Raw genomic sequence first — 26002 nt, 5'->3', positions numbered from 1 at the left:
GGGTGCGACACGCCCCGGATCCGCGCCCGGTTTGGCCCCCTCGCGCCGGATCGGGTAAGCTGGTCACTTGTGACGGCGAGAGCCGGAACGCCCTTGGGGTATGGTGTAATTGGCAACACGGCTGATTCTGGTTCAGTTGTTCTTGGTTCGAGTCCAGGTACCCCAGCCACTTTTTCGGCGCCTTTCTCTCATTCGAGACAGAGGTATCGAACGGCCCTCGCGGAAACCGCGGGGGCTTTTTGCGTAGTCTCCGCCTGCGAGCGGATCTGTCGGTCGCGCCGCCCGCAGGCGAAATATCCCTTGTAGCCGCGGGGCCGCGCCGGCCATATGCTGATCGCAGAATGAGCGAGAGGACCCCACCATGGGCGCAGTACGTGCAGAGTCGCGCGGTTCGAGTACCGCGACCGGATCGCGGGTGAGCTGACCCATGCAGGACGTCCTCACGATCATCGCCCAGGTCGGGATCCTCACCTTCGTCGTCGCGGGAATGGCGGGGCTCGGCCTGAACCTCACCCTGTCCCAGGTTCTCGCCCCGCTGAAGAGCGCGCGCCTGGTCGTGCTCACCCTCCTGGCCAACTTCGTCGTCGTGCCCGCGATCGCCATCCTCGCCGCGCGGATCCTGCCGGTCGATGACGCGGTCGGGGCGGCGATCATCCTCATCGGATGCTGCGCCGGAGCCCCGTTCCTGCCGACGCTCGCGAAGCTATCCAAGGGCGACCCGGGGCTATCCGTCGGGGTCATGGTCCTGCTCATGGTCGTGACGGTGGCCTTCGCGCCGATCGTCGTCCCCCTCGCCATTGAGGGCGCGGAGGTCTCCACGTGGGACATCGCCCAGTCGCTGATCCTGTTTATGCTCCTCCCGCTCGCGATCGGGCTCGTCGTGAAGTGGCGGTACCCCGACGCGGCCGACGCGGTCGTGGGGGGATTCACCAAGGCCTCGACGACGGGGCTCGCGCTCGGCGTCGTGGCGGGCGTGCTGCTGACGTGGCGCGAGATCTTCGCGTCGATCGGATCCTGGATCTTCCTCGGCACCGCGATCGTCATCCTTGCGGGTCTCGGGGCGGGGTGGGTCTCGGGATGGGGGCGCTCGTCCGGCGACAAGATCGTGCTCGCGCTCGGCGCGGCCCAGCGCAACATCGCGGCCGCCCTCGTGATCGCGTCCTCGCTCGGCAGCGACACCGTCGTGTCCACGCTTGTCGCCGCCCTCGTGCTCCCGATCGTCCTCATCCTCCTCGCGTCGGAGATCGGCCGGCACCGCGCGGGGGCCAACGCGGGCTGACACGGCCTGTCGACACGGAGCCGCTGGCGCGAGCCGGACCGGATCCGTGGCAGGATCCGTCTCATGAGCGCACACCCGCCGATCGGCGTCGTCTTCAACCCCGCGAAGGGCGACCGCGATCGCCTCGAGCATGCGCTCGCGAGCGCCCCCGACGGGACGGTCGTGAGCTGGCACGAGACCACGGTAAAGGACCCGGGCCGGTCGGCCTGCCGCGACGCGATCGCCGCCGGCGCGGAGCTCGTCATCTCCGCGGGAGGCGACGGGACCGTCCGCGCCGTGGCCGAGGAGCTCGCGGACTCCGGCGCGCAGGTCGACCTCGCGATCGTGCCGTTCGGGACGGGGAACCTGCTTGCCCGAAACCTCGGTGTGCCGCTGACGGGCCCCGCGGCCGCGATCCGCCACGCGCTGCGCGCTCAGCCCCGCGTCGTCGACGTCGGCTGGGCGGAGCTCGAGAGCGCGGGCGGGCCCGCGCGGTACGCCTTCACCGTGATGGCCGGCTTCGGCATCGACGCCCACATGATCACGGAGACCGACGAGGACCTCAAAAAGCGCGCGGGGTGGCTCGCCTACGTCGAGTCGCTCGGGCGGGCCGTGTCGGCCAGCGAGGTCATCGGGTTCACGGCGCGCATCGACGGGCAGGAGGCCCGCGAGGCCCGCGCGCACACGCTGATCGTGGGAAACTGCGGCACGCTCCAGGGCGGGATTGCCCTGCTCCCGGACGCCGACTTCGGGGACGGCCGACTCGACTTGGTCGCCGTCGACGCGGACGGCGTGGTCGGCTGGCTGGACGCCTTCCGCAACCTCGTCTGGAACAGCGGGATCGGGCGCTTCCTGCCGGGCGAGGCCCGCAACAGCGAGAGCGTGTCCTACGGATCGTTCGAGTCGCTGGACCTGGAGCTCTCCGAACCCCGCCACTTCGAGGTCGACGGGGACGAGGTCGGCGAGGTGTCCCGCGTCCGGCTGACGGTGCAGCCCGGCGCCCTGCGCGTGCGCTAGCTTGCCCAGGCCGGTTCCGCGGCGCCGTATCCGCCCACGGGGCGCTCGATCGAGAGCCGGTCGATGAGGAGCGGCGGCGGCACGGCGAGGAGGCGGCCGTGCGGCGAGTCGATCCCCACGACGGGAACGCCGAGCGTGAGCTCGGGCCGCGTCGGATCCGCCGGTCTGCCCTGCAGCGCCGTCGCCGCGCCGAGGAGGGACGCGCGGATCCGGCCGCCGCGGCCGCCCGCGACGAGCCGCATGACCGCCGCCGCCAGCCGCATGCCCGTCGCGTAGTCGAGCGCCTGCACCGGCAACGCCCCCGGCGTCCCGTCCGGGTGGCGCATTGCGTCGGCGATCCCGGTCGCGGCCTGCACGATCGAGTCGAACCCGGCGCGGTCGCCCCACGGGCCCCGGTCGCCCCACGCGCTGAGCGTCGCGACGACGAGGTGGGGGAAGTCCTCCCGGAGCGCGTCGGCCCCGAACCCGTGGCGCTCGAGCGAGCCCGGCCGGTACCCGAGCACGACGACGTCCGCGCCCGCCGCGAGCTCGCGGGCCGCGGCGCCCTCGGTGCGGAGATCGAGGGCGGCGGAACGCTTTCCCATGCCGGTCGCGAGATGCTGATCGAGGATCTCCGGCATTCCGGGTGGATCGATGCGCAGGACGTCGGCGCCGAGGCAGGCGAGCAGCTGCGAGCACGAGGGGCCGGCCAGCACGCGGGTGAGGTCCAGGACCCGCAGACCCGCGAGGGGGCCGGATCCGTCCCGCCGCGGGCGCGCCGCCTCGCCCGGCTCGGCGTCGATCCACGGCTCGTCCCGCGTCGCCGACGCGTGCGGATGCGCGTCCCACTCGGCGCGCGTGCGCACGCGCGTCGCGATGCCGCCCGCGGCCACGATCGCGTGGGCGATGTCGTCCGCGCGGGCCGCCCGCGCGGCGCCCTCGAGGTCGGCGCGTTCGCGTGCTCCCGTGGCCCGCGCGATCGCCTCGGCGTGGTGCGGGTAGTTGCCGTGGGTGCGGATCCACCCGTCCGCGGTGCGAAAGAATCCCGACAGCGGTGCCCAGGGGGACGGGGTCCGTCCGTCCACGCGGAGGTGCTCCAGCGCGGCGAACGACGCCGCGACGAGCTCGGACGTCGTCTCCGCGTGCACGTGCCGGCCCGCGCTGGCGGCCGCAGCCATGGCCGCGGAGCCGGCATCCTCGACCGCGTCGATGGCGAAGCCTTCGACGTCGAACGGCCCGCGCCACCACCGGCGCACCCTCACGCTCATGGCGACAGGCTACGCCCGCGCCGCGGGGCCGTGGGGTCAGATCTCGAGTGCGTCGCCCGCGTCGAGCCGGGCGAATTCCCCGCCGCCCTGGCGCGCGGCCCACTCCAGGCGATCGCGGTGCATCGCGAGGCCCGGCGCCGCCAGCGTCGCGTCGTGCGTGCCGAACGCGCGCCGCGGCGCGACGGCGAGCACGAAGTCCATCGCCTCGCCGATCTTCAGCCACGGCGCGCCGATCGGCGCCGCGAGCACCTCGACGTCGACCCCGCCCGGCACGGCATACGAGTCGCCCGGATAGTAGAGCGCGTCGTTGACGAGCACCCCCACGTTGTCGATGAGCGGAATCGACGAATGGATCTCGCTGTGGGTGCCGCCGAAGAACCGCAACCGGAAGGCGCCTGCGCGGACCTCGTCGCCCGGCGCGACGACCGTCATGTCGACCGGCGAGGCGCTCGCCGTCGCGGCCGTGGTGAACATGGGCACCTCGGGGAAGCGGGCGCGAATCCCGCGAAGGTGGTCGGCGGCCCAGTGGTCGGGGTGCTCGTGCGTGACGACGACGGCGGTGACGTTCGCGGGATCGCCCAGGGACGGCGCGAAGGCGCCCGGGTCGATGACGAGCGTCTCGCCCCCGTGCTCGATGGTGAGAAAGGCATGTTCGTGTTTGACAACGCGCATGGCTCCGACAATGCCACGGCACGGGGGTTCCCCGGGCCGCGCCCGCCGGATAGGGTGTGCGGCAGGAGACACGCCCGGGCGGCGCGCCGAGGGCGCCTCGATTTTGTCGTGCGCGCTCGGTCAGGTTATGGTTATCTAGTTGCCGCGAGCGGGAACAAGATAACAACACAGATGCGGCCCCATCGTATAGCGGCCTAGTACGCTGGCCTCTCACGCCGGTAACGCGGGTTCGAATCCCGCTGGGGTCACCGCACAGAACGCCCGGATCTTCCGATCCGGGCGTTCTGCTTTTCCCCCCGCGCGGGCACCGCGTACGATGAGAGGCGCGAGAGGGAGTATCCCGTTCTTGCGCGCATCGTCAGTACGGGCCCCATTCGTCAGCGGCCCCGGGCGCGCACCGCCGGAAGGCGGGGGAGAGACTTTCGTCCTCCGTCGCACCCGAAAGGACCCCGCGTGGGCATTCCCGTCTGGTTCGAGGTCGGCTCGCTCGCCGTCCTCGTCGTCATCCTGGTCGCCGATCTGCTGCTGATCCTCAAGCGCCCGCACATCCCCTCCACGCGCGAGTCGTCGCTGTGGGTCGTGTTCTACGTCGCGCTCGCGCTCGTGTTCGCGGTCGTGCTGTGGCTCATCGGCGACGCGGACCACGCGGTCGAGTTCGTGAGCGGCTGGCTCACCGAGTACAGCCTGTCGATCGACAACCTCTTCGTCTTCGTGCTGATCATGGCGCAGTTCGGGGTGCCGCGCCGCTATCAGCAGGAGGTGCTGATGGTCGGCATCCTCATCGCCCTCGTGCTACGCGCCGCCTTCATCCTCGCGGGCGCGGCCCTCATCGAGAACTTCAGCTGGATCTTCTACATCTTCGGCGCCTTCCTCGTCTACACGGCCGCGTGCCAGGCGTTCGAGCGGGAGGCAGAGGAGAGCGACGCCCAGACCGAGACCTTCATCGTCCGGGTGCTGCGCCGCTTCATCCCGATTCACGACAGCTACGACGGCGCCAAGCTCCGCACGGTCGTCGACGGCAAGAAGGTCCTCACGCCCATGATCATCGTGTTCGTGTCGATCGGCGTGACGGACCTCGTCTTCGCGATCGACTCGATCCCGGCGATCTTCGGGATCACGCAGGATCCATTCCTCGTCTTCGCGGCCAACCTGTTCGCGCTCATGGGGCTGCGCCAGCTCTATTTCCTCCTCGGCGATCTCCTCGAGAAGCTGCGCTTCCTGAAGTACGGCGTCGCGTTCATCCTGGCGTTCATCGGCGCGAAGCTGTTCTTCCACGCCCTGCACGTCAACGAGCTGCCGTTCATCAACGGGGGCGAGCACGTCGAGTGGGCGCCCGAAATCAGCAACTGGGTCTCACTCGGCGTGATCCTCGGATCCCTCCTCGTGGCCACGCTCGCGAGCCTCGTGCCGGCGCGGGGTGCCGCCGAGGTCACCTCGGAGGCGTCCACGCGCCAGAAGTGACGGCTCGCACCCTGCCGGGGTGCGCATTGTGCCCAGGCCCGGCCGCTCGCGCGCGGCCGGGCCTGGGCATTCTGCTACTGTCGTGTCGTGCGGTGCTTCCGGCTTCTCCTTAGCTGCCGCGACGGGCTCTCCTCGTAGGCCTTTCCCGTCGCGGAGTTTGTCGATGGCCGACACCGACGACGTGAAGGAGCACGAGACCAGCATGACCGCCGATATCCGGATCCCGGACCACCCCCGCACCCTGGCCGAGAAGCTGTGGGACGACCACGTCGTCGTCCGCGGCGAGGACGGCCAGCCCGACCTGATCTACATCGACCTGCACCTCGTGCACGAGGTCACGAGCCCGCAGGCGTTCGATGGCCTCCGCGCCGAGGGTCGCACCCCCCGGCGGCTGGACCTCACGATCGGGACCGAGGACCACAACACCCCGACGCTCGACATCGACAAGCCGATCGCCGACCTCACGAGCCGCACGCAGGTGGACACTCTGCGCCGGAACGCCGAGGAGTTCGGCCTGCGCCTGCACTCGCTGGGCGACGCGGAGCAGGGCATCGTGCACGTCGTCGGCCCGCAGCTGGGGCTCACGATGCCGGGCCTGACGGTCGTGTGCGGCGACAGTCACACCTCGACGCACGGCGCCTTCGGCGCGCTCGCGTTCGGGATCGGGACGAGCGAGGTTGAGCACGTCATGGCGACCCAGACGCTGCCGCTGAAGCCGTTCAAGACCATGGCGATCACGGTGGAGGGCGAGTTGAAGCCGGGTGTGACGGCGAAGGACATCATCCTCGCCGTCATCGCGAAGATCGGCACGGGCGGCGGCCAGGGCTACGTGCTCGAGTACCGCGGCAGCGCGATCCGCGCCCTCTCGATGGAGGGGCGCATGACGATCTGCAACATGTCGATCGAGGCGGGCGCGCGCGCCGGCATGGTCGCGCCGGACGAGACTACCTTCGACTACGTGAAGGGCCGCCCGCACGCGCCGCAGGGCGAGGACTGGGACGCCGCGGTGGCGTACTGGAAGACGCTGCCGACCGACGAGGGCGCCGCGTTCGACGCCGAGGTCTTCATCGACGCGAACGAGCTCGAGCCGTTCGTGACGTGGGGCACGAACCCGGGCCAGGGGGTCTCGCTCAGCGACGCCGTGCCGCGGCCGGAGACCTTCGCCGACCCCAACGAGCGGGCGGCGGCGGAGCGCGCGTGCGAGTACATGGACCTCGCGCCCGGGACGCCCATGAAGGAGATCCCGGTCGACGCCGTGTTCATGGGGTCGTGCACCAATAGCCGGATCGAGGACCTGCGCGCTTTCGCGTCGATCATTGCCGGCCGCACCAAGGCGGAGGGCGTCCGCGTCATGGTGGTGCCCGGGTCCGCCCGCGTGCGCCTCGAGGCCGAGGCCGAGGGAATCGACAAGATCGTCGAGGCGTTCGGCGCCGAATGGCGTTTCGCGGGGTGCTCGATGTGCCTCGGCATGAACCCGGACCAGCTCGAGCCGGGGGAGCGATGCGCGTCGACGAGTAACCGTAACTTCGAGGGGCGCCAGGGCAAGGGGGGCCGCACGCACCTCGTGTCGCCCCTGGTGGCCGCCGCGACCGCCGTGCGCGGGACGCTCTCGAGCCCGTCCGACCTGGAACCGATCGATGAGCCCGCGATGACGGGAGCGGAGGCCTGACATGGAAAAGTTCACGACCCACACGGGCGTAGCCGCGCCGCTGAAGCGCTCGAACGTCGACACCGACCAGATCATCCCCGCCGTGTTCCTCAAGCGGGTGACGAAGACGGGCTTCGACGACGCCCTGTTCTACAGCTGGCGCCAGGACGAGGATTTCGTCCTCAACCAGCCGTCTTTCGCGGGCGCGTCGATCCTCGTGGCGGGATCCGACTTCGGCACGGGATCCAGCCGCGAGCACGCCGTGTGGGCGCTTCGCGACTTCGGCTTCCGGGTGGTGCTCTCGCCGCGCTTCGCGGACATCTTCCGGGGCAACTCGGGCAAGCAGGGCCTCGTCGCGGGCGTCATTGCCGAGGACGACCTGGCGAAGATCTGGGCCGCGATCGACGCGCAGCCGGGCACCTCCATGACCGTCGACCTCGTGGCGCGAACCGCCACGATCGGCGACTTCACGGCCGCGTTCGAGATCGACGATTACACTAGGTGGCGGCTCCTCGAAGGGCTCGACGACATCGGTTTGACCCTGCGTCACCAGGACGAGATCGCGCAGTTCGAGGCCCGCCGCGAGGCGTGGCGGCCACGGACCCTCCCGGTTCCGTGAGCTGAGGATCCGCCCCATCCCGGGCGCGGACGGTTCGCCGGAAGTAAGTGAGGCTCCACACGCATGACTCTCGTAGGTAACGCTCAGTCGACGACTCCCGCGGTGTCGGGCGACGTGCTCGAGATCCGGGGCGGCCGCCCGCTCACGGGCCAGGTGGACGTCAAGGGCGCGAAGAACCTCGCGACGAAAGCCATGGTCGCCTCGCTCCTCGGCGAGACGCCGTCCACGCTGCGCGACGTCCCCGAGATCCGCGACGTGGAGGTCGTGCGTTCGCTCCTCGAGGTGCACGGTGTGGCCGTGTCCGAGGGCGAGGAGCCGGGATCGCTCATCCTCGACCCGGCCGGCGCGAAGTCGGCCGGGTTCGAGGAGATCGACGCGCACGCGGGGTCGAGTCGGATCCCGATCCTCTTCTGCGGTCCGCTCCTGCACCTGCTCGGCCAGGCGTTCATTCCCGACCTCGGGGGGTGCCGGATCGGCGATCGTCCCATCGACTTCCACCTCGAGGCGCTGCGGAAGTTCGGCGCCATCGTCGACAAGCAGCCGAACGGGATCCGCCTGTCGGCGCCGGAGGGCCTCCACGGCGCGAACATCGAGTTGCCCTACCCGAGCGTCGGCGCGACGGAGCAGGTGCTGCTCACGGCCGTGCGCGCGAAGGGCGTGACGGAGCTGCGCAACGCGGCCATCGAGCCCGAGATCATGGACCTGATCGGCGTCCTCCAGAAGATGGGCGCGATCATCTCCTACGAGCCGAACCGCGTCATCTTCATCGAGGGCGTCGACGAGCTCCACGGCTACGACCACCGCAGCCTCTTCGACCGCAACGAGGCCGCGTCCTGGGCCTGCGCCGCGCTCGCGACCGACGGCGAGATCTTCGTCAAGGGCGCGCGCCAGTACGAGATGCTCACCTTCCTCAACGTCTTCCGGAAGGTCGGCGGATCCTTCGACATCACCGACGACGGGATCTACTTCCGCCGCGCGGCGACGCCGCTCAAGCCCGTGACCGTCGAGACCGACGTGCATCCCGGGTTCATGACCGACTGGCAGCAGCCGCTCATCGTCGCGCTCACGCAGGCCGAGGGCACCTCCGTCGTCCACGAGACGGTGTACGAGAACCGCCTCGGCTTCACCCACGCCCTCAACCAGATGGGCGCCGACATCGTCGTGCACCCCGAGGGGCTGGAGGGGGAGTACCGCCGCGTTCCGCGCCGCGAGCTCGAGCAGGCCGCCGTGATCACGGGACCGACTCCGCTGACGGGCGCCGAGATCGTCGTTCCCGACCTGCGCGGCGGCTACGCGTACGTGATCGCGGCCCTCGCGGCCGAGGGCACCTCCCGCGTGTCGAACGTCGGCATCATCCGCCGCGGCTACGAGAAGTTCTTCGACAAGCTCGAGGCTCTCGGCGCCGACTTCGACGTCGTGGGCTGAGCGTGGCGCAGGCCTCGCGGGAGAAGTCCCGTCCGAGCATCTTCTGGCCGCTCGCCGCGGTCATCGTGCCCGTCGTGGGCGCGCTCGCGCGGATCGAGATCCGCGGCGCGGAGAACCTCCCGCGCGAGGGCGCGTACGTCCTGGCGCCCAACCACCACAGCGAGATCGACCCCCTGACGGTCGCGGTCGCCGTGTGGAAGATGGGGCGGGCGCCGCGCTTCATGGCGAAGGAGAGCCTCTTCCGCGTGCCCGTGCTCGGGTCCGCCCTACGCGCGACCGGCATGGTGCCCGTCGCGCGGTCGGGCCGCGGCCCGGGCGGCGCCTCGCAGTCGATCGAGCAGGCGCGCGGCCTCGTCGAGCGCGCCAGCGGGGTGATCGTCTATCCCGAGGGCACGCTCACGCGCGACCCCGACCTGTGGCCGATGCGCGGCAAGTCCGGCGCGGCGCGGCTCGCGCTCGCGGGCGACATCCCCGTCATCCCCCTCGCGCACTGGGGCGAGCAGCAGATCATGCCGCGCTACGGCAGGCTCCGCCTCTTCCCGCCGCGCCGCCGCATCACGGTCGTCGTCGGCGAGCCCGTCGACCTGTCCGACCTCGTGGGCCGCGAGCACGAGCGCGGCGTCCTCACCGAGGCGACGAGCCGCATCATGGGCGACATCGCCCGGCTCCTCGGCGGCATTCGCGGCGAGCAGCCCCCGGCCGAGCTGTGGGACCCGGCGAAGAACGGCCAGGCCGAGACGGGGCGTCTGTGAGCGCGCGAGTCGCGGTCCTCGGGGCAGGGAGCTGGGGGACGACCTTCGGCAAGATCCTCGCGGACGGCGGATCCGATGTCGTGATGTGGGCGCGCCGACCGGAACTCGCGCGCGAGATCACCGAGGCGCGGCGCAACTCGCGCTACCTGCCGGGCATCAACCTCCCGCGCAGCATGCGCGCGACGCCGGACCTGGCCGCGGCCCTCGACGGGGCCGACCAGGTGTTCGTCTCGGTGCCGAGCTCGTCCGCGCGGGACACGCTGAAGTCGGCTCGAAAGGCGCTCTCGGGATCCGAGGTACCTGTCGTGAGCCTCATGAAGGGCGTCGAGAAGCGCTCGGGGCTGCGCATGAGCGAGGTGATCCGGGAGGCGCTCGCGTGCGATCCCGCGCGTATCGCGGTCGCGAGCGGCCCGAACCTCGCGCTCGAGATCGCCCGCGAGCAGCCGACGGCCGCCGTCGTCTCGTCCGTAAACGGCGACACCGCCGCGGCCATTGCCCGCACGGCGTCGACCCGGTATTTCCGCACCTTCGTGAACAGCGATGTTGCCGGGACGGAGTTCGGCGGCGTGCTGAAGAACCTCATTGCCGTCGCGATCGGCATCGTGGACGGCGTCGGGTACGGCGAGAACACGAAGGCGTCGATCATCACCCGCGGCCTCGTGGAGATGACCGACTTCGCGGTCGCCTACGGGGCGCAGCCGGAAACGATGCAGGGGCTCGCGGGCCTCGGCGACCTCATCGCGACCTGCCAGTCGCCGCTGAGCCGGAACAACACGGCCGGGCGCCTGCTCGGACAGGGGTATTCGCTCCCCGACGTCGTCTCGCACATGGAGCAGACGGCGGAGGGGCTCAGCTCGGTGGCGCCGATCCTCGAGCTCGCGAAGGCGCGCGGCGTGGACATGCCGATCGTGGAGCAGGTGCGCATGGTGCTGGATGGCACGATGGATCCTCGGGACATCGCCCCGCACCTCACAACGGACGACGACACTCCCCAGGAGGAGACGCAGTATGGCACAGGCGACCGTGGCGGTCCTCTTCGGAGGGCGCTCGAGCGAGCACGCGATCTCTTCCGCGACGGCGGGCGGGGTTCTCGGGGCGATTGATCGCGACCGGTTCCGCGTGATCCCCGTGGGAATCACGCGCGACGGGGTGTTCGTGCTCGAGGAGGACGACCCGGAGCGCTTCCGGCTCGACGCGGCGCAGCTCCCCGAGGTGACGGACAACGGCACGCGCGTGCTGTGGCCGATGCCGGGGGGCGCGCGCGAGCTGCGGGTCCGTCACGCGGACGGCCGGGTGGACAGCCTCGGCGAGGTCGATGTCGTGCTGCCGATCCTGCATGGGATCCACGGCGAGGACGGCACGATGCAGGGGTTCCTCGACGTGCTCGAGATCCCGTACGCCGGCGGGCGCGTGCTGGATTCCGCCGTCTGCATGGACAAGCACTTCATGAAGGTCGCGCTCCAGGCGGCGGGCATCGCCGTGGCGCCGTGGGTCACGGTGCGAGCGCGGCAGTGGGCCTCGGACGAGGAGGCCGTGCGGTCCGCCGTCGACGGCCTGGGCTACCCGGTCTTCGTCAAGCCGTCCCGCGCCGGTTCGAGCGTGGGCGTGTCGAAGGCGCACGACGCGTCGGAGCTCGCCGAGGCGATGCGCGTGGCGTTCGCGGAGGACGACAAGGTGCTCGTCGAGACCGCGATCGTCGGGCGCGAGATCGAGGTTGCGGTGCTCGAGGGGCGCGCCGCGGGCGAGACCCGCGCGTCCCTTCCGGGCGAGATCGTTCTGACGACGCGCGAGTTCTACGACTTCGAGGGCAAGTACCTCGGGGGAGACGGCGCCGACATCGTGTGCCCCGCGCAGCTGTCGGACGAGGAGACCGCGCGGATCCGCGAGATCGGCGCGCGCGCCTTCGACGCCGTGGACGGCCGCGGGCTGGCCCGCGTGGACGTGTTCCTCACCGCCGCGGGCGAGATCGTCGTGAACGAGCTCAACACGATGCCGGGCTTCACGCCGATCTCGATGTACCCGAAGTGTTGGATCGCGACGGGCCTGAGCTACGCCGACCTGATCACGGAGCTCGTGGAGCTCGGGCTCGCGGCGTAGCGGCTCAGCCGGCGACCGTGGCGTCGTCGGGGACGGGCTCGGCCTCGTCTGCGGCCACGCACTCGGACTCCTTCGGGAGCGATCCGGCGGCGCTGGAGAGGGCCGCGAGCACGTCGTTGCTGCTGACCTCTTCCGTGTCGACGTACACCTGCGCCGCGGGCGCGCGTCCGTAGGTCGTGAGCCGCAGGTTCGGGAAGTCGGTCTCGTCGACGATCCAGTCCACGCCGGAGACGGTCACGCACTGGAGGGTCGTCGGCGCCGGCGGCTCGAGCCCGCACGTGAACAGCACGACGGAGGGGTCGCCCCATGCCGCGGTGGCCTGCGCGTCAGTCCAGACGCGCGACAGGTCGCCGATCTGCTCGGGCACGCGTACGCTCACGTCCGCGCACACCGGTTCGTTCGCCCGCGGGGCCGGCTCCATGTGGACGGTGGGCGTGCAACCGGAGAGGGCGACGCCGGCGGCGAGCGCGGCGGCGGCGGCGAGGCGACGAATCACCCGACCAGCCTAGGCGCCCTACGCTGAAGGGATGCAGCAACCGACCCTCGTGCGCGAGCTCACCGAATCCGACATCCTGGCGCGGATCCTCGCCCGCACGGGGCGAGCGAGCGCGGCCCGCGTCGGCCCCGGCGACGACGCCGCGGTCGTTCAGACCTCCGGCTCGGTGGTCGTGACAACGGACACTCTCATCGAGGGGCCGGACTTTCGGCGGGCATGGTCCTCCGGGTACGACCTGGGCTGGAAGGCGTGCGCCGTCAACCTCGCCGACGTGGCGGCCATGGGTGCGCGGCCCACCGCGCTCGTCGTGGCGCTCGGCCTGCCCGGTGACCTGCCGATCGCCGACGTCGAGGCCATGGCGGACGGGTTCCGCGAGGCCTGCGAGGCGCTGGCTCCCGGGTGCGCCGTCGTCGGGGGAGACCTCACGCAGTCGGCCGCGCTCACGATCGCCGTCACGGCGCTCGGCGACACGGAGGGGCGTGAGCCCGTGCTCCGCTCGGGAGCCGCCGCGGGGGAGGTCGTCGCGCTCGCGGGCGAGATGGGCCAGGCCGCCGCGGGGCTGCGCGTCCTCTTCTCCCGCTTCTGCGATGAGGCCGGCCGCGCGACGCCCCTCGACCGCGCGGAGCTTGCCTCCGAGGAGGATCGTCTCGTCGCGGCCCAGCTGCGACCGCAGCCGCCCGTCGGGCTCGGGCCCTTCGCGGCGCGCGGCGGCGCGACCGCGATGATGGACGTCTCCGATGGGCTGGCGCGCGACGCGGGCCGGCTCGCGCGTGCCTCGGGCGTCGCGCTCGACCTCGACGCCCGCGCGCTGGGGCCGGATCCGCAGGCCGCGCTCGCGGGCGGCGAGGACCACGCGCTGCTGGCGACGTTCCCGGAGGGGGCGCTCCCGCCCGGGTTTCGCGCGATCGGGCGGGTCGTGGCCGCCGGGGCGAGCGAGGTGCTCGTCGACGGTCAGCCGCACGCGGGCGGATCCGGGTGGGATCCCTATCGCGACTGGGCGTCTGGGGCGGCCCCGGCCTGATCGGCCTGCCGCGGCTCGCCCCACCAGAGCGCGGTATCGCCGTAGGCGCGATCGCGGAACGCCGCGAGACCCGCCGCGGCCCAGTCGGGGGCGCCCGAGCGCGTCGCCCGCTCGACGACGACGAGCGCGTCGGGAGCGAGGAGCGGGGCGAGGGCGCGGAGGTCGGCCTGCAGCTTCTCGGCGCCGAGGTCGTAGGGCGGGTCGAGGAAGACGAGATCGTAGGGGCCGCGGGCGGAGCGGAGGAAGGGCTGCACGCCGCTCGCGTGCACGCGGGCTGAGGCGCCCGCCGCCTCGGCGACGCGCCGGGCGTTGCGCTCGGCGATCCGCGCGGCCGGCGCCGCGCGCTCGACGAGATCGCACCGCGCCGCGCCGCGGCTGATCGCCTCCAGCCCGAGCGCGCCGGATCCGGCGTAGAGGTCGAGCACCGCCGTGCCGTCGAGAAGGCCCGTGGGCTCGAGGGCGCCGAAGAGCGACTCGCGCACCCGCTCGCTCGTCGGGCGCGTCCCGGAGGACGGGACGTCGAGCCGGGTGCCACCGGCGCGGCCCGCGATGATCCTCGTCACCGCTCCACCCTAACGGCCGGCGCGGGGAATGTCGGGGGCCGAACCTATGATCGAGGGATGAGCTTCACGCTGGATACCCCGCTCGCGGAGGCCGTGGGGGTCACGCCCGCCAAGGCCCTCGGGCGCGCGTTCGGCATGGAGTCGGTCGGCGACCTCGTCACGCACTATCCGCGCCGGTACGCCAAGCGCGGGGACCTCACCCCGATCCTCGAACTGCCGGTGGGGCAGCCCGCCACGATCGTCGCGGAGGTGCGCAAGACCCAGGTGCGCCCCATGCGCCAGCGCCGCGGGAAGCTCGTCGAGGTCGTCATCGGCGACGGCATCGGGGAAATGTCGCTCACCTTCTTCGGGCAGGAGTGGCGGGCGAACGAGCTCGTGCCCGGCGCGCGCGGAATCTTTTCGGGCAAGGTCGGCGTGTACCGCGAGCAGTTGCAGTTCGCCCATCCGGAGTACCGGCTCTTCGCGGACGAGGCGGAGGCGCGCGAGAACGCGGAGCGGTTCGCCGAGATCCCGCTTCCGATCTACGCCGCGACCTCGATCCTGCCGACGTGGAAGATCGAGGACCTCGTGACGATCGCGCTCGACGGGCTGGGCGAGGTTCCGGATCCGCTCACGGCCGAGGCGCGCCAAGCGCAGAAGGCCCTGCCCGCCCGTGAGGCGCTCCAGCGCGTTCACCGGCCGGAGACGGACGCGGACGTGCACCGCGCGCGGCACACGCTGCGCTTGCATGAGGCCTTCGTGATGCAGACCGCCCTCGTGCAGCAGCGGGTGGCGGTGCGCGCGCTCGACGCGACGCCGCGCCCCGCGCGGGCGGGCGGCCTCGTCGGTCGGTTCGACGACGCCCTCGGATTCACGCTGACCCCGGATCAGGAGACCGTGGGCATCGACATCGCGGCGGAACTCGCCGAGACGCACCCCATGAACCGCCTGGTACAGGGCGAGGTGGGGTCGGGGAAGACCCTTGTGGCGCTGCGGGCCATGCTGCAGGTCGCCGAGTCCGGCGGGCAGAGCGCGCTCATCGCGCCGACGGAGGTGCTGGCGGCCCAGCACCTGCGGTCGATCACGCGCATGCTGGGGCCGGAGCTTTCGGCCGAGCTCGTCCCGACGCTCGTGACGGGGAGCATGGGCGCGGCGGAGCGCCGCCGGGCGGCGCTCCGCGTCGCGGCCGGGCAGGCCCGCATCGTCGTCGGCACGCACGCGCTGCTGAGCGACACGACGACCTTCGCCGACCTCGGCCTCGTCGTCGTCGACGAGCAGCACCGGTTCGGCGTCGACCAGCGCGAGGCGCTCCGGGCGAAGGGCCAAAACCCCCACGTCCTCGTCCTTACGGCCACGCCGATCCCGCGCACGGTGGCGATGACCGTGTTCGGCGACCTCGACGTGTCCACGATCCGCACGATGCCGGCGGGGCGCGCGGGCATCCAGACCTTCGTGGCGCCGATCGCCGAGAAACCGGGCTGGTTCGCCCGCGTCTGGCAGCGCGCGGCGGAGGAGGTTGCGAAGGGGCACCAGGTGTTCGTCGTCTGCGCCGCGATCGACACGGAGGCGACGACCGCCGCGGCGCGCCTCGACGACGTGGACGACGCCCCGGCGCTCGAAGGCGAGGACGGCGCGAAGGGGCCGCGATTCGGCGTGCTCCAGGTGGCCGACACGCTCTCCCGGCAGCCCGATACTCAGGCGCTCCGGATCCGCGCCCTCCACGGCAAGCTTCCCGCCGACGACAAGGATGCCGTGATGCGCGCGTTCGCCGCCGGGGAGATCGACGTGGTGGTCGCGACGACCGTCATCGAGGTGGGCGTCGACGTGCCGAACGCGTCGACGATGATCATTCTCGACGCCGATCGATTCGGCGTCTCGCAGCTGCATCAGCTGCGCGGGCGGGTGGGCCGCGGCGGCGTTCCGGGCCTGTGCCTCCTCGTGACCGAGGCGCTCGAGGGCACGCCCGCCCGCGAGCGCGTGGAGGCGGTCGCCGCGACGCTCGACGGGTTCGAGCTCGCGGAGGCCGACCTCGGGCTTCGCGGCGAGGGCGATGTCCTGGGAGACGCGCAGTCCGGCACGCGCTCCTCGCTGAAGCTCCTGCGCGTCATCAAGGACGCCGGGCTCATTGACCGGGCCCGCACGATGGCGATCGACGTGCTGCGCGACGACCCCCAGCTCGAGCGACACGCGGGGCTGCGCGCGATGGTCGCGGCGCAGGTCGGCGAGGTCGAGCGCGCCGCGATGCGGAAGAACTGACGGTTCGCGCGGCGCGCTCGCTACTCTTTCCCCATGAGCAATCGCGTCGCCGTCGTCCCGGGATCGTTCGACCCGCCCACGCTGGGGCACCTCGATATCGTGCGCCGCGCGGCGGCGTTGTACGACGAGACGCACGTCCTCGTCGTCCACAACCCCGACAAGGAGGGGATGCTCCCCATCGCCCTCAGGATGCAGCTGCTCGAGCAGGCGATCGCGGAGGCGGGGATCACGGGGCGCGTGATCGTCGGCTCGTGGAGCGTCGGCCTCCTCGTCGACTACGCGCAGGAGGTCGGGGCGGGCGTCCTCGTGAAGGGGATCCGCTCGCAGCAGGACGTGGCCTACGAGACACCCATGGCGGTCGTGAACAATCACCTCGCGGGGGTGGAGACCGTCTTCCTGCTCGCGGATCCGGCGAACTCCGTCGTGTCGAGCTCGCTCGTGCGTCAGGTCGCGAGCCTCGGCGGCGACGTTTCGCCCTATGTCCCCGGCGCGGTATCGCAGTACCTCAAGGGCGCGACGCCAAGCGAATTCTGAGCCGCGCCGCGTGCCCCGGGGCGGCGGCGGCACGTACGCTGGAGGGGTGAAGAACCGACTCTCCGGACCCTTCGTCCTCCCGGCGCGCGACATCGTGCGCAAGCCGGGCGAGATGCGCGAGCATTCCCTCACGATCCCCGCGCCCGAGCGTTGGGGAGAGGGGATCGTCTCCGTCGAACAGGGGCGCGAACTCGAGCTTGAGGTGCGCCTCGAATCCGTGCACGAGGGGATCCTCGCCTCCGGCACGGTGGACACGATCTACGACGGCGTCTGCGGGCGGTGCCTGCGAGACATCTCCCAGCCTGTCGAAGTCGAGTTCCAGGAGCTTTTCGAGTACCCTGGTCAGGAAACATCTGACTTTGAGCTTCAAGACGACCACGTGGATCTTGAAACTCTGGTCAGGGATGCGATCGTTCTGTCGCTTCCGTTTCAGCCGGTTTGTTCGCCGGATTGCCCGGGTCTTGATCCCGCCACGGGCGATCGTCGGTCCGAATCTTCCGGCGAGGCGCCGGCCCCCGTTGACCCGCGATGGGCCGCGCTCCAGGAACTCACACACACCGAGTCGGCGCCCGGCGCCGTCCAGAGCAGAGAAGAGAGTTAGCCATGGCAGGTAACCCCCCGAAGCGCCGGGTATCCCGCTCCAACACGCGTTCGCGTCGTTCGCAGTGGAAGGCGGAGGCCCCGGCCCTCGTCAAGACGGTGGAGAACGGCAAGGTCGTCTACAGCCGCCCCCACCAGGCGAAGGTTGTCACGGACTCGCAGGGCACCGAGCTGTTCCTCGAGTACAAGGGCCGCAAGGTCGCCGACGTCTGACGTCGACATGACCCTGCGCTCTGACGAAAGTGCGCAGCCCACACTTCCCGAGAAGCTCGGCGTCGAGATCGACGCCGAGCTTCTCGCTTTGGCGCTGACGCACCGTTCGTTCGCCTACGAAAACGGCGGCATCCCCCACAACGAACGCCTGGAGTTCCTCGGCGACTCCGTCCTCGGCCTGGCCGTGACCGCGATGCTCTACGACCGGTTCCCGGACGTCTCGGAGGGCGAGCTCGCCAAGCGCCGTGCCGGTCTTGTCTCGACGGTCGCGCTCGCGGGCGTCGCGCGCGGCATCGGCCTCGGCGCGCACCTGCGGCTCGGGCGCGGCGAGGAGCAGACCGGCGGGCGCGACAAGGACTCGCTCCTCGCGGACGCGACGGAGGCGGTGCTGGGCGCGGCCTTCCTCTCGGCGGGGCGCGCCGCGGCGGACGCGCTCGTGCTCCGGTTGATCACGCCGCTCCTCGACGATCCGTCGCGTTTCGGCGCGGCGACGGATCCGAAGACCGCGATCCAGGAGCTCGCCTCGCGGCTCGGCGTGGCGGCGCCGACGTACGAGATCTCGAGCACGGGGCCGGATCACGACCGCCGTTTCCGCGCCGTCGTGCGCGTCGGCCCGCACACCGCGAGCGGCGAGGGCACGAGCAAGAAGCAGGCCGAGATGGCCGCGGCGCTGACGCTGTGGCGCGCGGCGGGCGAGAGCGCGGGTGCCTGAGCTCCCCGAGGTCGAGGTCGTGCGCGCCGGTCTCGCGCCGGCGCTGGTAGGGTCGCGCGTCGCGGACGTCGAGGTGCTCGACGCGCGCGCCCTCACGCGGCACGCGGCGTTCGGCCCGGACCCCGCGGGCGACTTCGCCGCGCGCCTCGCCGGCCAGGGCATCCTGTCGGCGGTGCGGCGCGGCAAGTTCCTCTGGTTCCCGCTGTCGTCGCCCGCGGGCGAGTGCGTCGTGGGCCACCTCGGCATGAGCGGGCAGATGCTGCTGCGCGCCCCCGGCGCCCCGCGCGAGCGGCACGAGCGCATCCGGATCCTCGTAGAGCACCCGTCCCACGGCCTTGTCGCGTGGGTCTTCGCGGACCAGCGCACGTTCGGCTCGCTCGCGATCGATCCGCTCGTCGCGACGGGGGATGGGGCCCCGGGAGGATTCGGCGACGACCGAGCCCTCGTCGCGTCGCAGGCGGCGCACATCGCGCGGGATCCGCTCGACCCCGCCTTCGATGACCTCGCGCTGCGTCGCGCGCTGGCGCGCACGTCCTCGGCGGTCAAGCGTGTGCTCCTCGATCAGCGCGTCGTCAGCGGCGTCGGCAACATCTACGCGGACGAGGCGCTCTGGGCCGCGCGGGTGCACCCGGAGACGCCGGCGCGTGCCCTCTCCACGCGCGCCGCGAACCGGATCCTCGCCGAGGTGCGCGCCGTGCTGACCCGCGCGCTGGCGGAGGGCGGGACGAGCTTCGACGCGCAGTACGTCAACGTGAACGGGCAGGCGGGGTACTTCGCGCGCTCCCTGCAGGCCTATGGGCGGACCGGCGAGCCATGCCCGCGGTGCGGACGGCCGATCCGCCGTGCGGCATTCGCGAACCGGTCGAGCCACTTCTGCCCCGCGTGTCAGCGGGCGCCTCGCGTGGCCTGACCCCGGCAGCTATCCGGCGATCTTGCGCGCGAGATCGAGCGCGTCGCGGGCGACCTGCGCCCGCGCGTCGTCATCCGTGAGCCACAGCGGGACCGCGCGGGCGGCGATGCCTTCCTCCGCCAGCGCGGGCACGGCGTCGGCGTCGACGTCGTCGACGAGCCACCCGTCCAGGAGGCCGCCCGCCGCGCGGGCGCCGTAGTGCTGGGCCACCGCGCGCGCGGAGGTCTCGACGCCGACCGCGGCGAGGCAGGCGTCGGCCATGCCGCGCACGACGGATCCGCCGATGATCCCGGACACGCCCACGACGGGCGCGGCGGATCCGTGCATGAGCTCGCGCATGCCGGGGACCGCGAGCACGGGCCCGATCGAGACGACGGGGTTGGACGGGGCGAGGAGAATGACGTCCGCCCCGCGGATCGCGGCGGCCGCGCCCTCGGAGGGGCGGGCGCGCGCGATCGCGCTCTGGCGGAACCCGCGCGCGGGGAGCGCGGCGCGGTGGCGGACCCACCACTCCTGGAAGTGCATGTCGCCCTCGTCGGTCTCGACGATCGTGTCGATCTCGTCGTCGGTCGCGGGGTGGAGGCGGGCCCCGAGCGGCCAGCGCGCGCCGAGCCGCGCGTACACCTCGCTCACGCTTGCGCCGCCCCGCAACCAGGCGGTCCGCGCGATGTGGGTGCCGAGATCCAGGTCGCCGAGGGTGAACCACTCCGGGGAGGTGCCCCAGGCGGCGAGCTCCGCGGACACCCGCTCCGACTCGCCCGCCCGACCCCAGCCGCGCTCGGCATCGTTCACCCCGGCGAGCGCGTAGAGGAGGCTGTCGTGGTCGGGGGCGATCCGGAGGCCGGAGAGCCACCAGTCGTCGCCGGTATTGACGACGACGTCGATCCGGTCGCCCGCGGCCGCCCGACGCACCTGTTCGCGAAGGCCCAGAACAAACCGCGCGCAGCCCACGCCGCCGCCGATCACCACAATGCGCATACTCACGAGCGTATGGGTTCGGGCGGCGGCGGGCGCTGCACTCCGGTTATGTCGACTCGCCCGCGTCCGTCGCCCCGGCCGACCGGGGAAGCCTGACGGGCGTGACGAGCGGCGCGCTACGGATCCTCTCCGCACCGGCGCTCATCGGCCGAAGGGATGGGTCGGGGCGCCGTGGAGGAGCGCGTGCCGGGCGAGCGCGGAATCGGCGGCGTGCGGCGCGTAGACCGCGCCGCCCGGCCGGTAGCCGGACACATCTGGTCCCGGCGCCACACGCGGGCGCGGCGGGCGGGTGCCGTAGACGATGAGCGCGAGGCCGAGCCGCATGGCGAGCCGGTCGAGCGCACGCGGGCGCGGGGCCCGACGGGCGGTCTCGGCGGACGCGGCGTGGACGTGCGGATCCGGACAGGGCGGATGAGTGGGAACGGTGACGTTCACGATGATCTCCAAGGTGGGGAGGAGGATGGCGGCGAGTGCCGCGGAACGCCGGGGCCGTCGCGGCCCCGACGGGGAAGGGGCTCGGCGCCAGGCGCGGAGCAGGTGGCGCGGCGGGATGCCGAGCGCAGGCGCCGGTCTCCTCGCGGGGAACGGCTGCGGGCGAAGCCTCGCTAGTGGCGCGAGCCGTTCGCGGCGAACGCGCGGAGAGCGCGCAGAGCGGGGACGGAAGTCCACGGGCGACGTCGAATGGTCATCATGGGCTTCCTCCTCTCGGACCTCTGCGGCGGGGCGCCCCGGGAATGTCCGGGTGCAGAGGAAACCTACGCATAGCCCGGGCGTGTCGTCAAGGATCCCGGCGTTTCCTCGGCGTGTCCCGCGTCGTCACGGGGATCGCGGGGGCGCCGCGCGTAGGGTTGTCGGAGCGTTTTCGGCCGCGCGAGGAGAGCGAAGGAGGCCCCGTTCGATGCACCTGAAGAGCCTCACCGTCAAGGGCTTCAAGTCCTTCGCGCAGCCGACGACCTTCGCGCTCGAGCCCGGCGTGACCGCGATCGTCGGCCCGAACGGATCCGGCAAGTCCAATGTCGTGGATGCGCTCGCGTGGGTCATGGGCGAGCAGGGCGCCAAGAGCCTGCGCGGCGGGAAGATGGAGGACGTCATCTTCGCCGGGACCGCCACGCGCGGGCCGCTGGGCCGCGCGGAGGTGCAGCTGACGATCGACAATGCCGACGGCGCGCTCCCGATCGACTACAGCGAGGTGTCGATCCGGCGCACGCTGTTCCGGAGCGGCCAGAGCGAGTACGCCATCAACGGCGAATCCTGCCGCCTCCTCGACGTGCAGGAGCTGCTGAGCGATTCGGGACTCGGCCGGGAGATGCACGTGATCGTCGGCCAGGGGCGGCTCGACACGGTGCTGCGGGCGACGCCCGAGGAACGGCGCGGCTTCGTCGAGGAGGCCGCGGGGATCCTGAAGCACCGCCGCCGCAAGGAGAAGACGCTCCGCAAGCTCGAGGCGATGGAGCAGAACCTCGCTCGGCTCAGTGATCTCGCCGGCGAGCTGCGGCGCCAGCTGAAGCCGCTCGGTCGCCAGGCCGAGATCGCGCGCCAGGCCCAGTCCATCGCCGCGATCGTGCGCGACGCCAAGGCTCGCCTGTACGCGGACGACCTCGTGCAGCTGCGCGAGGCGCTGGCCGAGCACGCGCGCGGGGAGCGCGAGCGACACACCGAGCGCCTCGCGCTCGAGGAGCAGGCTTCGGGGGCCAGGGCCCGGATCTCCGAGCTCGAGCGCGCCCACACCGCCCAGGCGGTCGACGCGGCACAGAAGACGCTCTTCGGCCTGGAACAGGCGCAGGAGCGCCTGCGCGGGCTGTTCACGCTCGCCGGGCAGCGGCTGACGCTCCTGGCCGCCGACGACGCGCCCGCCGCGGCGGTGACCGTGTCGCAGCAGGTGATCGACGCCGCCGCGGAGGAGGTCGAACGCCTGTCCGACGCCGTCGGGGACGCGGAGGACCAGGTGCAGGTGGCCGCGCGCACCCTGCTCGAGGCGCGCGGGGACCTGGACGCGCTCGACGCCGACATCGCGGCGCAGAGCGCGCTGGTCTCCGAGTACGACATGCGCCTGAACACCCTCTCCGGGCGGAGCGCCGCGGCCCAGCAGACGCGGGAGGCGGTGCGCGCGGCCGTCGCGCGTCAGCGCGAGGCCCTCGAGGCCGCCGAGGAGCGGCGCGCCGAGGCGCGCGAGGCGGTGGACGCGACCGAGCCCGCCGCGGCCGTGGAGGAGCAGGCGGCCCAGTTGCAGGCGGCTTACGACGAGGCGCAGGCCGCGGCGCAGGCGGCCGAGCGCGCGCTCGAGGATGTGCGCGCCGCCCACCGTGCGGCCGAGCGCGAGGCGGACGGCCTGCGCGCGACCGAGCGCGCGCTGGGCGCCGCGCTGGACCTCGAGAACGTCGCGGCGGACATCGTCGCCCGCGGATCCGCGGGGATCCGGGGCCTCGTCAGTGAGGCGATGCAGGTCGAGCCGGGGTACGAGCGGGCGATCGAATCGGCGCTCGGGCCGCTCGCGGAGGGCGTGCTCGCCGAGGACGCCGACGCCGCCTACGCGGTCGCGGCGGACGTCGGCGACGCCGGCGTCGTCGACGTCGCCATCGCGGCGGCCGGGCCGTCCGCGCCGGCTGCGCTGCCCGCGGGCGCACGGGCGGCCGGCGAGGTGGTGGTGGCCCCGGACGGGATCCTCGCGCTGCTCGACGGGGTCGCGATCGCGGACGATCTTGCCGCCGCGCGCGCTCTCGCCGCCTCGGCGCCCGCGCCCCGCGCGATCGTGACGCTCGCGGGCGAGGTCGTCACGGCCTTCACCGTTCGCGCCGGGTCGGGCGGCGGCCGGTCCCGCCTCGCGCTCCAGGCGGAGCGCGACGGCGCCGCGACGCGGCTCGCCGCCGTGGAGGCGGACGTCGAGCGGCTGGACGCGCGCCGGGGCGAGCAGGCCGAGCGGCTGCGCGCGGCCCGGGCCGCGCAGAAGGACGCGCTCGCGGGCCTCCGCGCCCACGACGCCGACCTCGCCCGCCGGGCCGAGGAGGTCAACCGCGTCACCGTCCGGTACGAGTCCGCCGCCGCGGAGTGCGAGCGGCTGACGGAGGCGCTCGCGAGCGCCCAGGCCCAGGTGGGCGAGGCGGATCGCGCGTTCGACCGCGCCGAGGACGAGCTGCGGCGCGCGCGGGAGGAGCCCCGTCCGATCCTCGACGCTTCGGCGCGCGAGGGGCTCGCCGCGGCGCTCGAGCTTGCGCGCGAGGCCGAGATGACGGCCCGCCTGGAGGTCGAGACGACGCGGGAGCGCGTCCGGGCGGCGCGCGCGCACGCCGACGGCCTCGTCCGCCAGCGCGAGCGGGAGCAGGCCGCGGCCGACGAGGCCGCCCGCCGGGCGGTGCTGCGCCGCCGCCAGCGCGAGATTGCCCAGGGGGTGGCCGACGAGCTGCCCGCCGTGCTCGACTCGGTCGATCGATCCGTCGCCGAGGCGCGGCAGGCGCTGCACGAGGCGGAGCAGGCGCGCCGCGCCGTCTCGGGGGAGCTCCGCGAGCTCCGCGAGCGCGACGCGCGGATCCGCGAGCGGCTCGCGGCGCTCACCGCGAGCGTCCACGGGCTCGAGATGCAGATCCACGAGAAGAAGCTGCACCTCGCGAATCTCATCGAGCGCGCGCAGTCCGAGCTCGGGATGGGGGAGGACATCCTCGTCGCGGAATACGGGCCCGACCAGCCGGTTCCGGCCGACCCCGCGGACGACGAGGGCGAGGGGGAGCCGGCTGACGACGCCCCGTACGACCGCACGGGGCAGGAGAAGCGCCTCCGCGCCGCGGAGCGGCGGCTCGCGCAGCTCGGCCGCGTCAACCCGCTCGCGCTCGAGGAGTTCTCCGCCCTCGAGCAGCGCCACCGGTTCCTCACCGAGCAGCTCGACGATCTCGTGCAGACGCGCGCCGACCTGCGCACGATCATCGCCGATCTCGACGAGCGCATGCAGACGATCTTCGCCTCGGCGTTCGAGGACACTCGCGCCGCGTTCGACGAGATGTTCCCGATCCTGTTCCCGGGCGGGCAGGGCGCGCTCACCCTGACGAACCCGGACGACCTGCTCACGACGGGCATCGACGTCGCGGTGCGCCCGGCGGGCAAGAAGATCGAGCGCCTCTCGCTGCTGTCGGGCGGCGAGCGCTCCCTCGCCGCCGTGGCGCTGCTGACGGCGATTTTCAAGGCCCGCCCCAGCCCGTTCTACATCCTGGACGAGGTCGAGGCCGCCCTCGACGACGCGAACCTCGGGCGGTTGCTCGGGGTCTTCGAGAAGCTGCGGGAGAACAGCCAGCTCCTCGTGATCACCCATCAGAAGCGGACGATGGAGATCGCGGACGCGCTGTACGGGGTCTCCATGCGGCAGGACGGTGTGTCCGCCGTCGTCGGGCAGCGCATCGTGGAGCGGCAGGGCGCGTGAGGGGTCCTTCGCCGGCGGAGGCCTTCGACGCCCTCGCGCCCCGGCTCGATCGGTGGCCAGACGCGCCCGCGCACGACCTCGTCGCGGCCGATCGGAGCGATCGGGTGCTCCTCGAGGCGGCGGGCGCCGCCTCGGATGCCGTCGTGATCGGCGATCGGTACGGGGCGATCGCGTTGAGCCTCCTCGCCGCGAACCCCGGCGCGCGGATCCGGGCGCATCAGGATCCGCTCACGGGCGAGCGCGCGCTCGCCGAGAACGCGCGCCGCGCGGGCATCGCGCTGGACGGCCTGACCTGGCACGGCCTCGAACCCGGCCTCGCCGCGGGCGCGCGCCGCGTGCTCCTGCAGCTGCCGCGCGGGCTCGACGCCCTCGACGAGATCGCGCGCGTCGTGGCGGGCGCCGCGGACCCGGAGGTCGAGCTCATCGCCGTGGGGCGGACGAAGCACATGACGCCGCGAATGAACTCCGTGCTCGGGCGACACTTTCGCACGGTGACCGCCGATCGCGCGGTCGGGAAATCCCGCGTGCTGCGGGCCCGCACGCCGCAGCCCGGGATGGGCGCCGGGTGGCCGCGCGCCGCCCGCGACGACGAGCTGGGGCTGGACATCCGCGCGCACGGCGCCGCCTTCGCGGGCGCCGCCGTCGACATCGGCACGCGGTTTCTCCTGGGCCACCTCGCGGAGATGCCGCATGCGGAATCCGCAATGGACCTGGGGTGCGGGACCGGGATCCTCGCGTCGGCCTACGCGACCGCCAGGCCCGAAGCGCGCGTCGTCGCGTCAGACCGATCATGGGCGGCCGTGGAGTCCGCGCGGGCGACCGTGCGCGCTAACGCGCTGGATGATCGCGTCGAGGTCGTGCGCGACGTCGGCGCGGGCGCCCAGGCCGACGCCGCCTTCGGGCTCGTGCTGCTGAACCCGCCGTTCCACTCGGGGGCCGCGGTCACCGACGCGATCGCGCCCGAGCTCTTCCGCGACGCCGCCCGGATCCTCGCCCCCGGCGGGGAGCTGTGGGCCGTGTGGAACTCGCACATGCGGTACCGCCCGCAGCTCGAGCGCATCGTCGGCCCGACGCGCGAGGTCGCGCGCGATGCGACGTTTACCGTGACCGCGTCCACCCGGCGGGGCGGCTAGGCTGGA

24 protein-coding genes and 2 tRNA genes are annotated in these 26002 nt (G+C 72.7%); 20 read left to right on the top strand and 6 right to left on the bottom strand.

Annotated features, from left to right (window positions below):
• Positions 1–94: 94 nt before the first annotated feature.
• From G8E01_RS08635 to G8E01_RS08625, 3 genes are all read left to right on the top strand, one after another.
• Positions 95–169: transfer RNA gene (locus tag G8E01_RS08635), tRNA-Gln, on the top strand.
• 258 nt (positions 170–427) lie between these two features.
• Positions 428–1279 carry a bile acid:sodium symporter family protein gene (locus tag G8E01_RS08630; protein WP_166318543.1) on the top strand — a complete coding sequence of 284 codons (852 nt, stop codon included), beginning with the start codon at positions 428–430 and terminating at the stop codon, positions 1277–1279.
• 63 nt (positions 1280–1342) lie between these two features.
• A complete protein-coding gene (locus G8E01_RS08625) occupies positions 1343–2275 on the top strand; it encodes a diacylglycerol/lipid kinase family protein (protein ID WP_166318540.1) in 933 nt (310 codons plus the stop codon).
• Here the strand turns inward: G8E01_RS08625 and G8E01_RS08620 are convergent.
• Complete coding sequence (locus G8E01_RS08620) at positions 2272–3522, bottom strand: CoA transferase (RefSeq protein ID WP_166318538.1); 1251 nt, start codon at positions 3520–3522, stop codon at positions 2272–2274. The genes G8E01_RS08625 and G8E01_RS08620 overlap by 4 nt on opposite strands.
• A 36-nt stretch (positions 3523–3558) precedes the next feature.
• Complete coding sequence (locus G8E01_RS08615; RefSeq protein WP_166318536.1) at positions 3559–4194, bottom strand: MBL fold metallo-hydrolase; 636 nt, start codon at positions 4192–4194, stop codon at positions 3559–3561.
• A gap of 175 nt (positions 4195–4369) precedes the next feature.
• Here G8E01_RS08615 and G8E01_RS08610 point away from each other — a divergent pair.
• The 8 genes from G8E01_RS08610 to G8E01_RS08575 all read left to right on the top strand — a co-directional run bounded on the left by G8E01_RS08610 (position 4370) and on the right by G8E01_RS08575 (position 12196).
• A tRNA-Glu gene (locus G8E01_RS08610) sits at positions 4370–4442 on the top strand.
• Between the two features lie 205 nt (positions 4443–4647).
• The gene (locus G8E01_RS08605; RefSeq protein WP_166318534.1) at positions 4648–5655 is read left to right on the top strand and encodes a TerC/Alx family metal homeostasis membrane protein; all 1008 of its coding nucleotides are present in this window, start codon (positions 4648–4650) and stop codon (positions 5653–5655) included.
• Between the two features lie 202 nt (positions 5656–5857).
• Complete coding sequence (gene leuC / locus G8E01_RS08600; RefSeq protein WP_166319820.1) at positions 5858–7324, top strand: 3-isopropylmalate dehydratase large subunit; 1467 nt, start codon at positions 5858–5860, stop codon at positions 7322–7324.
• Between the two features lies 1 nt (position 7325).
• The gene (gene leuD, locus G8E01_RS08595) at positions 7326–7922 is read left to right on the top strand and encodes a 3-isopropylmalate dehydratase small subunit (protein ID WP_166318532.1); all 597 of its coding nucleotides are present in this window, start codon (positions 7326–7328) and stop codon (positions 7920–7922) included.
• Between the two features lie 63 nt (positions 7923–7985).
• Complete coding sequence (gene murA, locus G8E01_RS08590) at positions 7986–9347, top strand: UDP-N-acetylglucosamine 1-carboxyvinyltransferase (protein WP_166318530.1); 1362 nt, start codon at positions 7986–7988, stop codon at positions 9345–9347.
• On the top strand, positions 9344–10099 hold the full coding sequence (locus G8E01_RS12775) for a lysophospholipid acyltransferase family protein (RefSeq protein WP_240921392.1): 756 nt from the start codon (positions 9344–9346) through the stop codon (positions 10097–10099). The genes murA and G8E01_RS12775 overlap by 4 nt, the downstream gene beginning before the upstream one ends.
• Positions 10096–11202 carry an NAD(P)H-dependent glycerol-3-phosphate dehydrogenase gene (locus G8E01_RS08580; protein ID WP_166318526.1) on the top strand — a complete coding sequence of 369 codons (1107 nt, stop codon included), beginning with the start codon at positions 10096–10098 and terminating at the stop codon, positions 11200–11202. Before G8E01_RS12775 ends, G8E01_RS08580 begins: the two co-directional genes overlap by 4 nt.
• Complete coding sequence (locus G8E01_RS08575) at positions 11108–12196, top strand: D-alanine--D-alanine ligase family protein (protein WP_166318523.1); 1089 nt, start codon at positions 11108–11110, stop codon at positions 12194–12196. The genes G8E01_RS08580 and G8E01_RS08575 overlap by 95 nt, the downstream gene beginning before the upstream one ends.
• 4 nt (positions 12197–12200) lie before the next feature.
• Here G8E01_RS08575 and G8E01_RS08570 read toward each other — a convergent pair whose 3' ends face one another.
• Positions 12201–12692: a DUF3515 family protein gene (locus G8E01_RS08570; RefSeq protein WP_166318520.1), complete on the bottom strand. Its 492-nt coding sequence runs from the start codon at positions 12690–12692 to the stop codon at positions 12201–12203.
• A gap of 31 nt (positions 12693–12723) precedes the next feature.
• Here G8E01_RS08570 and thiL point away from each other — a divergent pair, with 31 nt between their 5' ends.
• Entirely contained in the window at positions 12724–13713 is a 990-nt protein-coding gene (gene thiL, locus G8E01_RS08565) for a thiamine-phosphate kinase (RefSeq protein WP_166318517.1), read from the top strand.
• On the opposite strand, the gene rsmD is transcribed toward thiL, so the two are convergent.
• Positions 13677–14276 (bottom strand): 16S rRNA (guanine(966)-N(2))-methyltransferase RsmD, encoded by a 600-nt coding sequence (gene rsmD, locus G8E01_RS08560; RefSeq protein ID WP_166318514.1) that lies wholly within the window; start codon positions 14274–14276, stop codon positions 13677–13679. The genes thiL and rsmD overlap by 37 nt on opposite strands.
• 57 nt (positions 14277–14333) lie before the next feature.
• On the opposite strand from rsmD, the gene G8E01_RS08555 reads away from it, so the two are divergent.
• The 6 genes from G8E01_RS08555 (at position 14334) to mutM (ending at position 19480) form a co-directional block, all read left to right on the top strand.
• On the top strand, positions 14334–16511 hold the full coding sequence (locus tag G8E01_RS08555) for an ATP-dependent DNA helicase RecG (RefSeq protein ID WP_166318511.1): 2178 nt from the start codon (positions 14334–14336) through the stop codon (positions 16509–16511).
• Positions 16512–16544: 33 nt separating this feature from the next.
• On the top strand, positions 16545–17045 hold the full coding sequence (gene coaD, locus G8E01_RS08550) for a pantetheine-phosphate adenylyltransferase (RefSeq protein WP_166318508.1): 501 nt from the start codon (positions 16545–16547) through the stop codon (positions 17043–17045).
• 112 nt (positions 17046–17157) lie between these two features.
• Positions 17158–17646: a YceD family protein gene (locus tag G8E01_RS08545; protein WP_205827501.1), complete on the top strand. Its 489-nt coding sequence runs from the start codon at positions 17158–17160 to the stop codon at positions 17644–17646.
• 2 nt (positions 17647–17648) lie between these two features.
• Positions 17649–17858, top strand: a complete 210-nt coding sequence (gene rpmF / locus G8E01_RS08540) for a 50S ribosomal protein L32 (RefSeq protein ID WP_155049392.1) — start codon at positions 17649–17651, stop codon at positions 17856–17858.
• A gap of 7 nt (positions 17859–17865) precedes the next feature.
• The gene (gene rnc / locus G8E01_RS08535) at positions 17866–18570 is read left to right on the top strand and encodes a ribonuclease III (protein WP_166318502.1); all 705 of its coding nucleotides are present in this window, start codon (positions 17866–17868) and stop codon (positions 18568–18570) included.
• Positions 18563–19480 carry a bifunctional DNA-formamidopyrimidine glycosylase/DNA-(apurinic or apyrimidinic site) lyase gene (gene mutM / locus G8E01_RS08530; RefSeq protein WP_166318499.1) on the top strand — a complete coding sequence of 306 codons (918 nt, stop codon included), beginning with the start codon at positions 18563–18565 and terminating at the stop codon, positions 19478–19480. Before rnc ends, mutM begins: the two co-directional genes overlap by 8 nt.
• Before the next feature lie 9 nt (positions 19481–19489).
• Here the strand turns inward: mutM and cofD are convergent, their stop codons facing one another.
• Entirely contained in the window at positions 19490–20458 is a 969-nt protein-coding gene (gene cofD / locus G8E01_RS08525) for a 2-phospho-L-lactate transferase (RefSeq protein WP_166318496.1), read from the bottom strand.
• Between the two features lie 141 nt (positions 20459–20599).
• Positions 20600–20893 carry a hypothetical protein gene (locus tag G8E01_RS08520; RefSeq protein WP_166318493.1) on the bottom strand — a complete coding sequence of 98 codons (294 nt, stop codon included), beginning with the start codon at positions 20891–20893 and terminating at the stop codon, positions 20600–20602.
• 463 nt (positions 20894–21356) lie between these two features.
• Between G8E01_RS08520 and smc the strand changes: the two genes are divergently transcribed.
• The gene (gene smc / locus G8E01_RS08515) at positions 21357–24863 is read left to right on the top strand and encodes a chromosome segregation protein SMC (protein WP_166318490.1); all 3507 of its coding nucleotides are present in this window, start codon (positions 21357–21359) and stop codon (positions 24861–24863) included.
• The gene (locus G8E01_RS08510) at positions 24860–25996 is read left to right on the top strand and encodes a methyltransferase (protein WP_166318487.1); all 1137 of its coding nucleotides are present in this window, start codon (positions 24860–24862) and stop codon (positions 25994–25996) included. Before smc ends, G8E01_RS08510 begins: the two co-directional genes overlap by 4 nt.
• Positions 25997–26002 lie beyond the last annotated feature (6 nt).

It is taken from the genome of Microbacterium excoecariae, from assembly GCF_011326725.1.
GTDB classification, from domain to species: domain Bacteria; phylum Actinomycetota; class Actinomycetes; order Actinomycetales; family Microbacteriaceae; genus Microbacterium; species Microbacterium excoecariae.
The sequence above is the reverse complement of the archived record's forward strand: the minus strand, read 5'-3'. Positions and strand labels throughout refer to the sequence as shown.

Coding starts and splice junctions, on each gene's coding strand:
- G8E01_RS08630 (WP_166318543.1), top strand. CDS start 428: ATGCAGGACGTCCTCACGATCATCGCCCAGGTCGGGATCCTCACCTTC.
- G8E01_RS08625 (WP_166318540.1), top strand. CDS start 1,343: ATGAGCGCACACCCGCCGATCGGCGTCGTCTTCAACCCCGCGAAGGGC.
- G8E01_RS08620 (WP_166318538.1), bottom strand. CDS start 3,522: ATGAGCGTGAGGGTGCGCCGGTGGTGGCGCGGGCCGTTCGACGTCGAA.
- G8E01_RS08615 (WP_166318536.1), bottom strand. CDS start 4,194: ATGCGCGTTGTCAAACACGAACATGCCTTTCTCACCATCGAGCACGGG.
- leuC (WP_166319820.1), top strand. CDS start 5,858: ATGACCGCCGATATCCGGATCCCGGACCACCCCCGCACCCTGGCCGAG.
- leuD (WP_166318532.1), top strand. CDS start 7,326: ATGGAAAAGTTCACGACCCACACGGGCGTAGCCGCGCCGCTGAAGCGC.
- murA (WP_166318530.1), top strand. CDS start 7,986: ATGACTCTCGTAGGTAACGCTCAGTCGACGACTCCCGCGGTGTCGGGC.
- G8E01_RS08575 (WP_166318523.1), top strand. CDS start 11,108: ATGGCACAGGCGACCGTGGCGGTCCTCTTCGGAGGGCGCTCGAGCGAG.
- thiL (WP_166318517.1), top strand. CDS start 12,724: ATGCAGCAACCGACCCTCGTGCGCGAGCTCACCGAATCCGACATCCTG.
- G8E01_RS08555 (WP_166318511.1), top strand. CDS start 14,334: ATGAGCTTCACGCTGGATACCCCGCTCGCGGAGGCCGTGGGGGTCACG.
- coaD (WP_166318508.1), top strand. CDS start 16,545: ATGAGCAATCGCGTCGCCGTCGTCCCGGGATCGTTCGACCCGCCCACG.
- G8E01_RS08545 (WP_205827501.1), top strand. CDS start 17,158: ATGCGCGAGCATTCCCTCACGATCCCCGCGCCCGAGCGTTGGGGAGAG.
- rpmF (WP_155049392.1), top strand. CDS start 17,649: ATGGCAGGTAACCCCCCGAAGCGCCGGGTATCCCGCTCCAACACGCGT.
- rnc (WP_166318502.1), top strand. CDS start 17,866: ATGACCCTGCGCTCTGACGAAAGTGCGCAGCCCACACTTCCCGAGAAG.
- cofD (WP_166318496.1), bottom strand. CDS start 20,458: ATGCGCATTGTGGTGATCGGCGGCGGCGTGGGCTGCGCGCGGTTTGTT.
- smc (WP_166318490.1), top strand. CDS start 21,357: ATGCACCTGAAGAGCCTCACCGTCAAGGGCTTCAAGTCCTTCGCGCAG.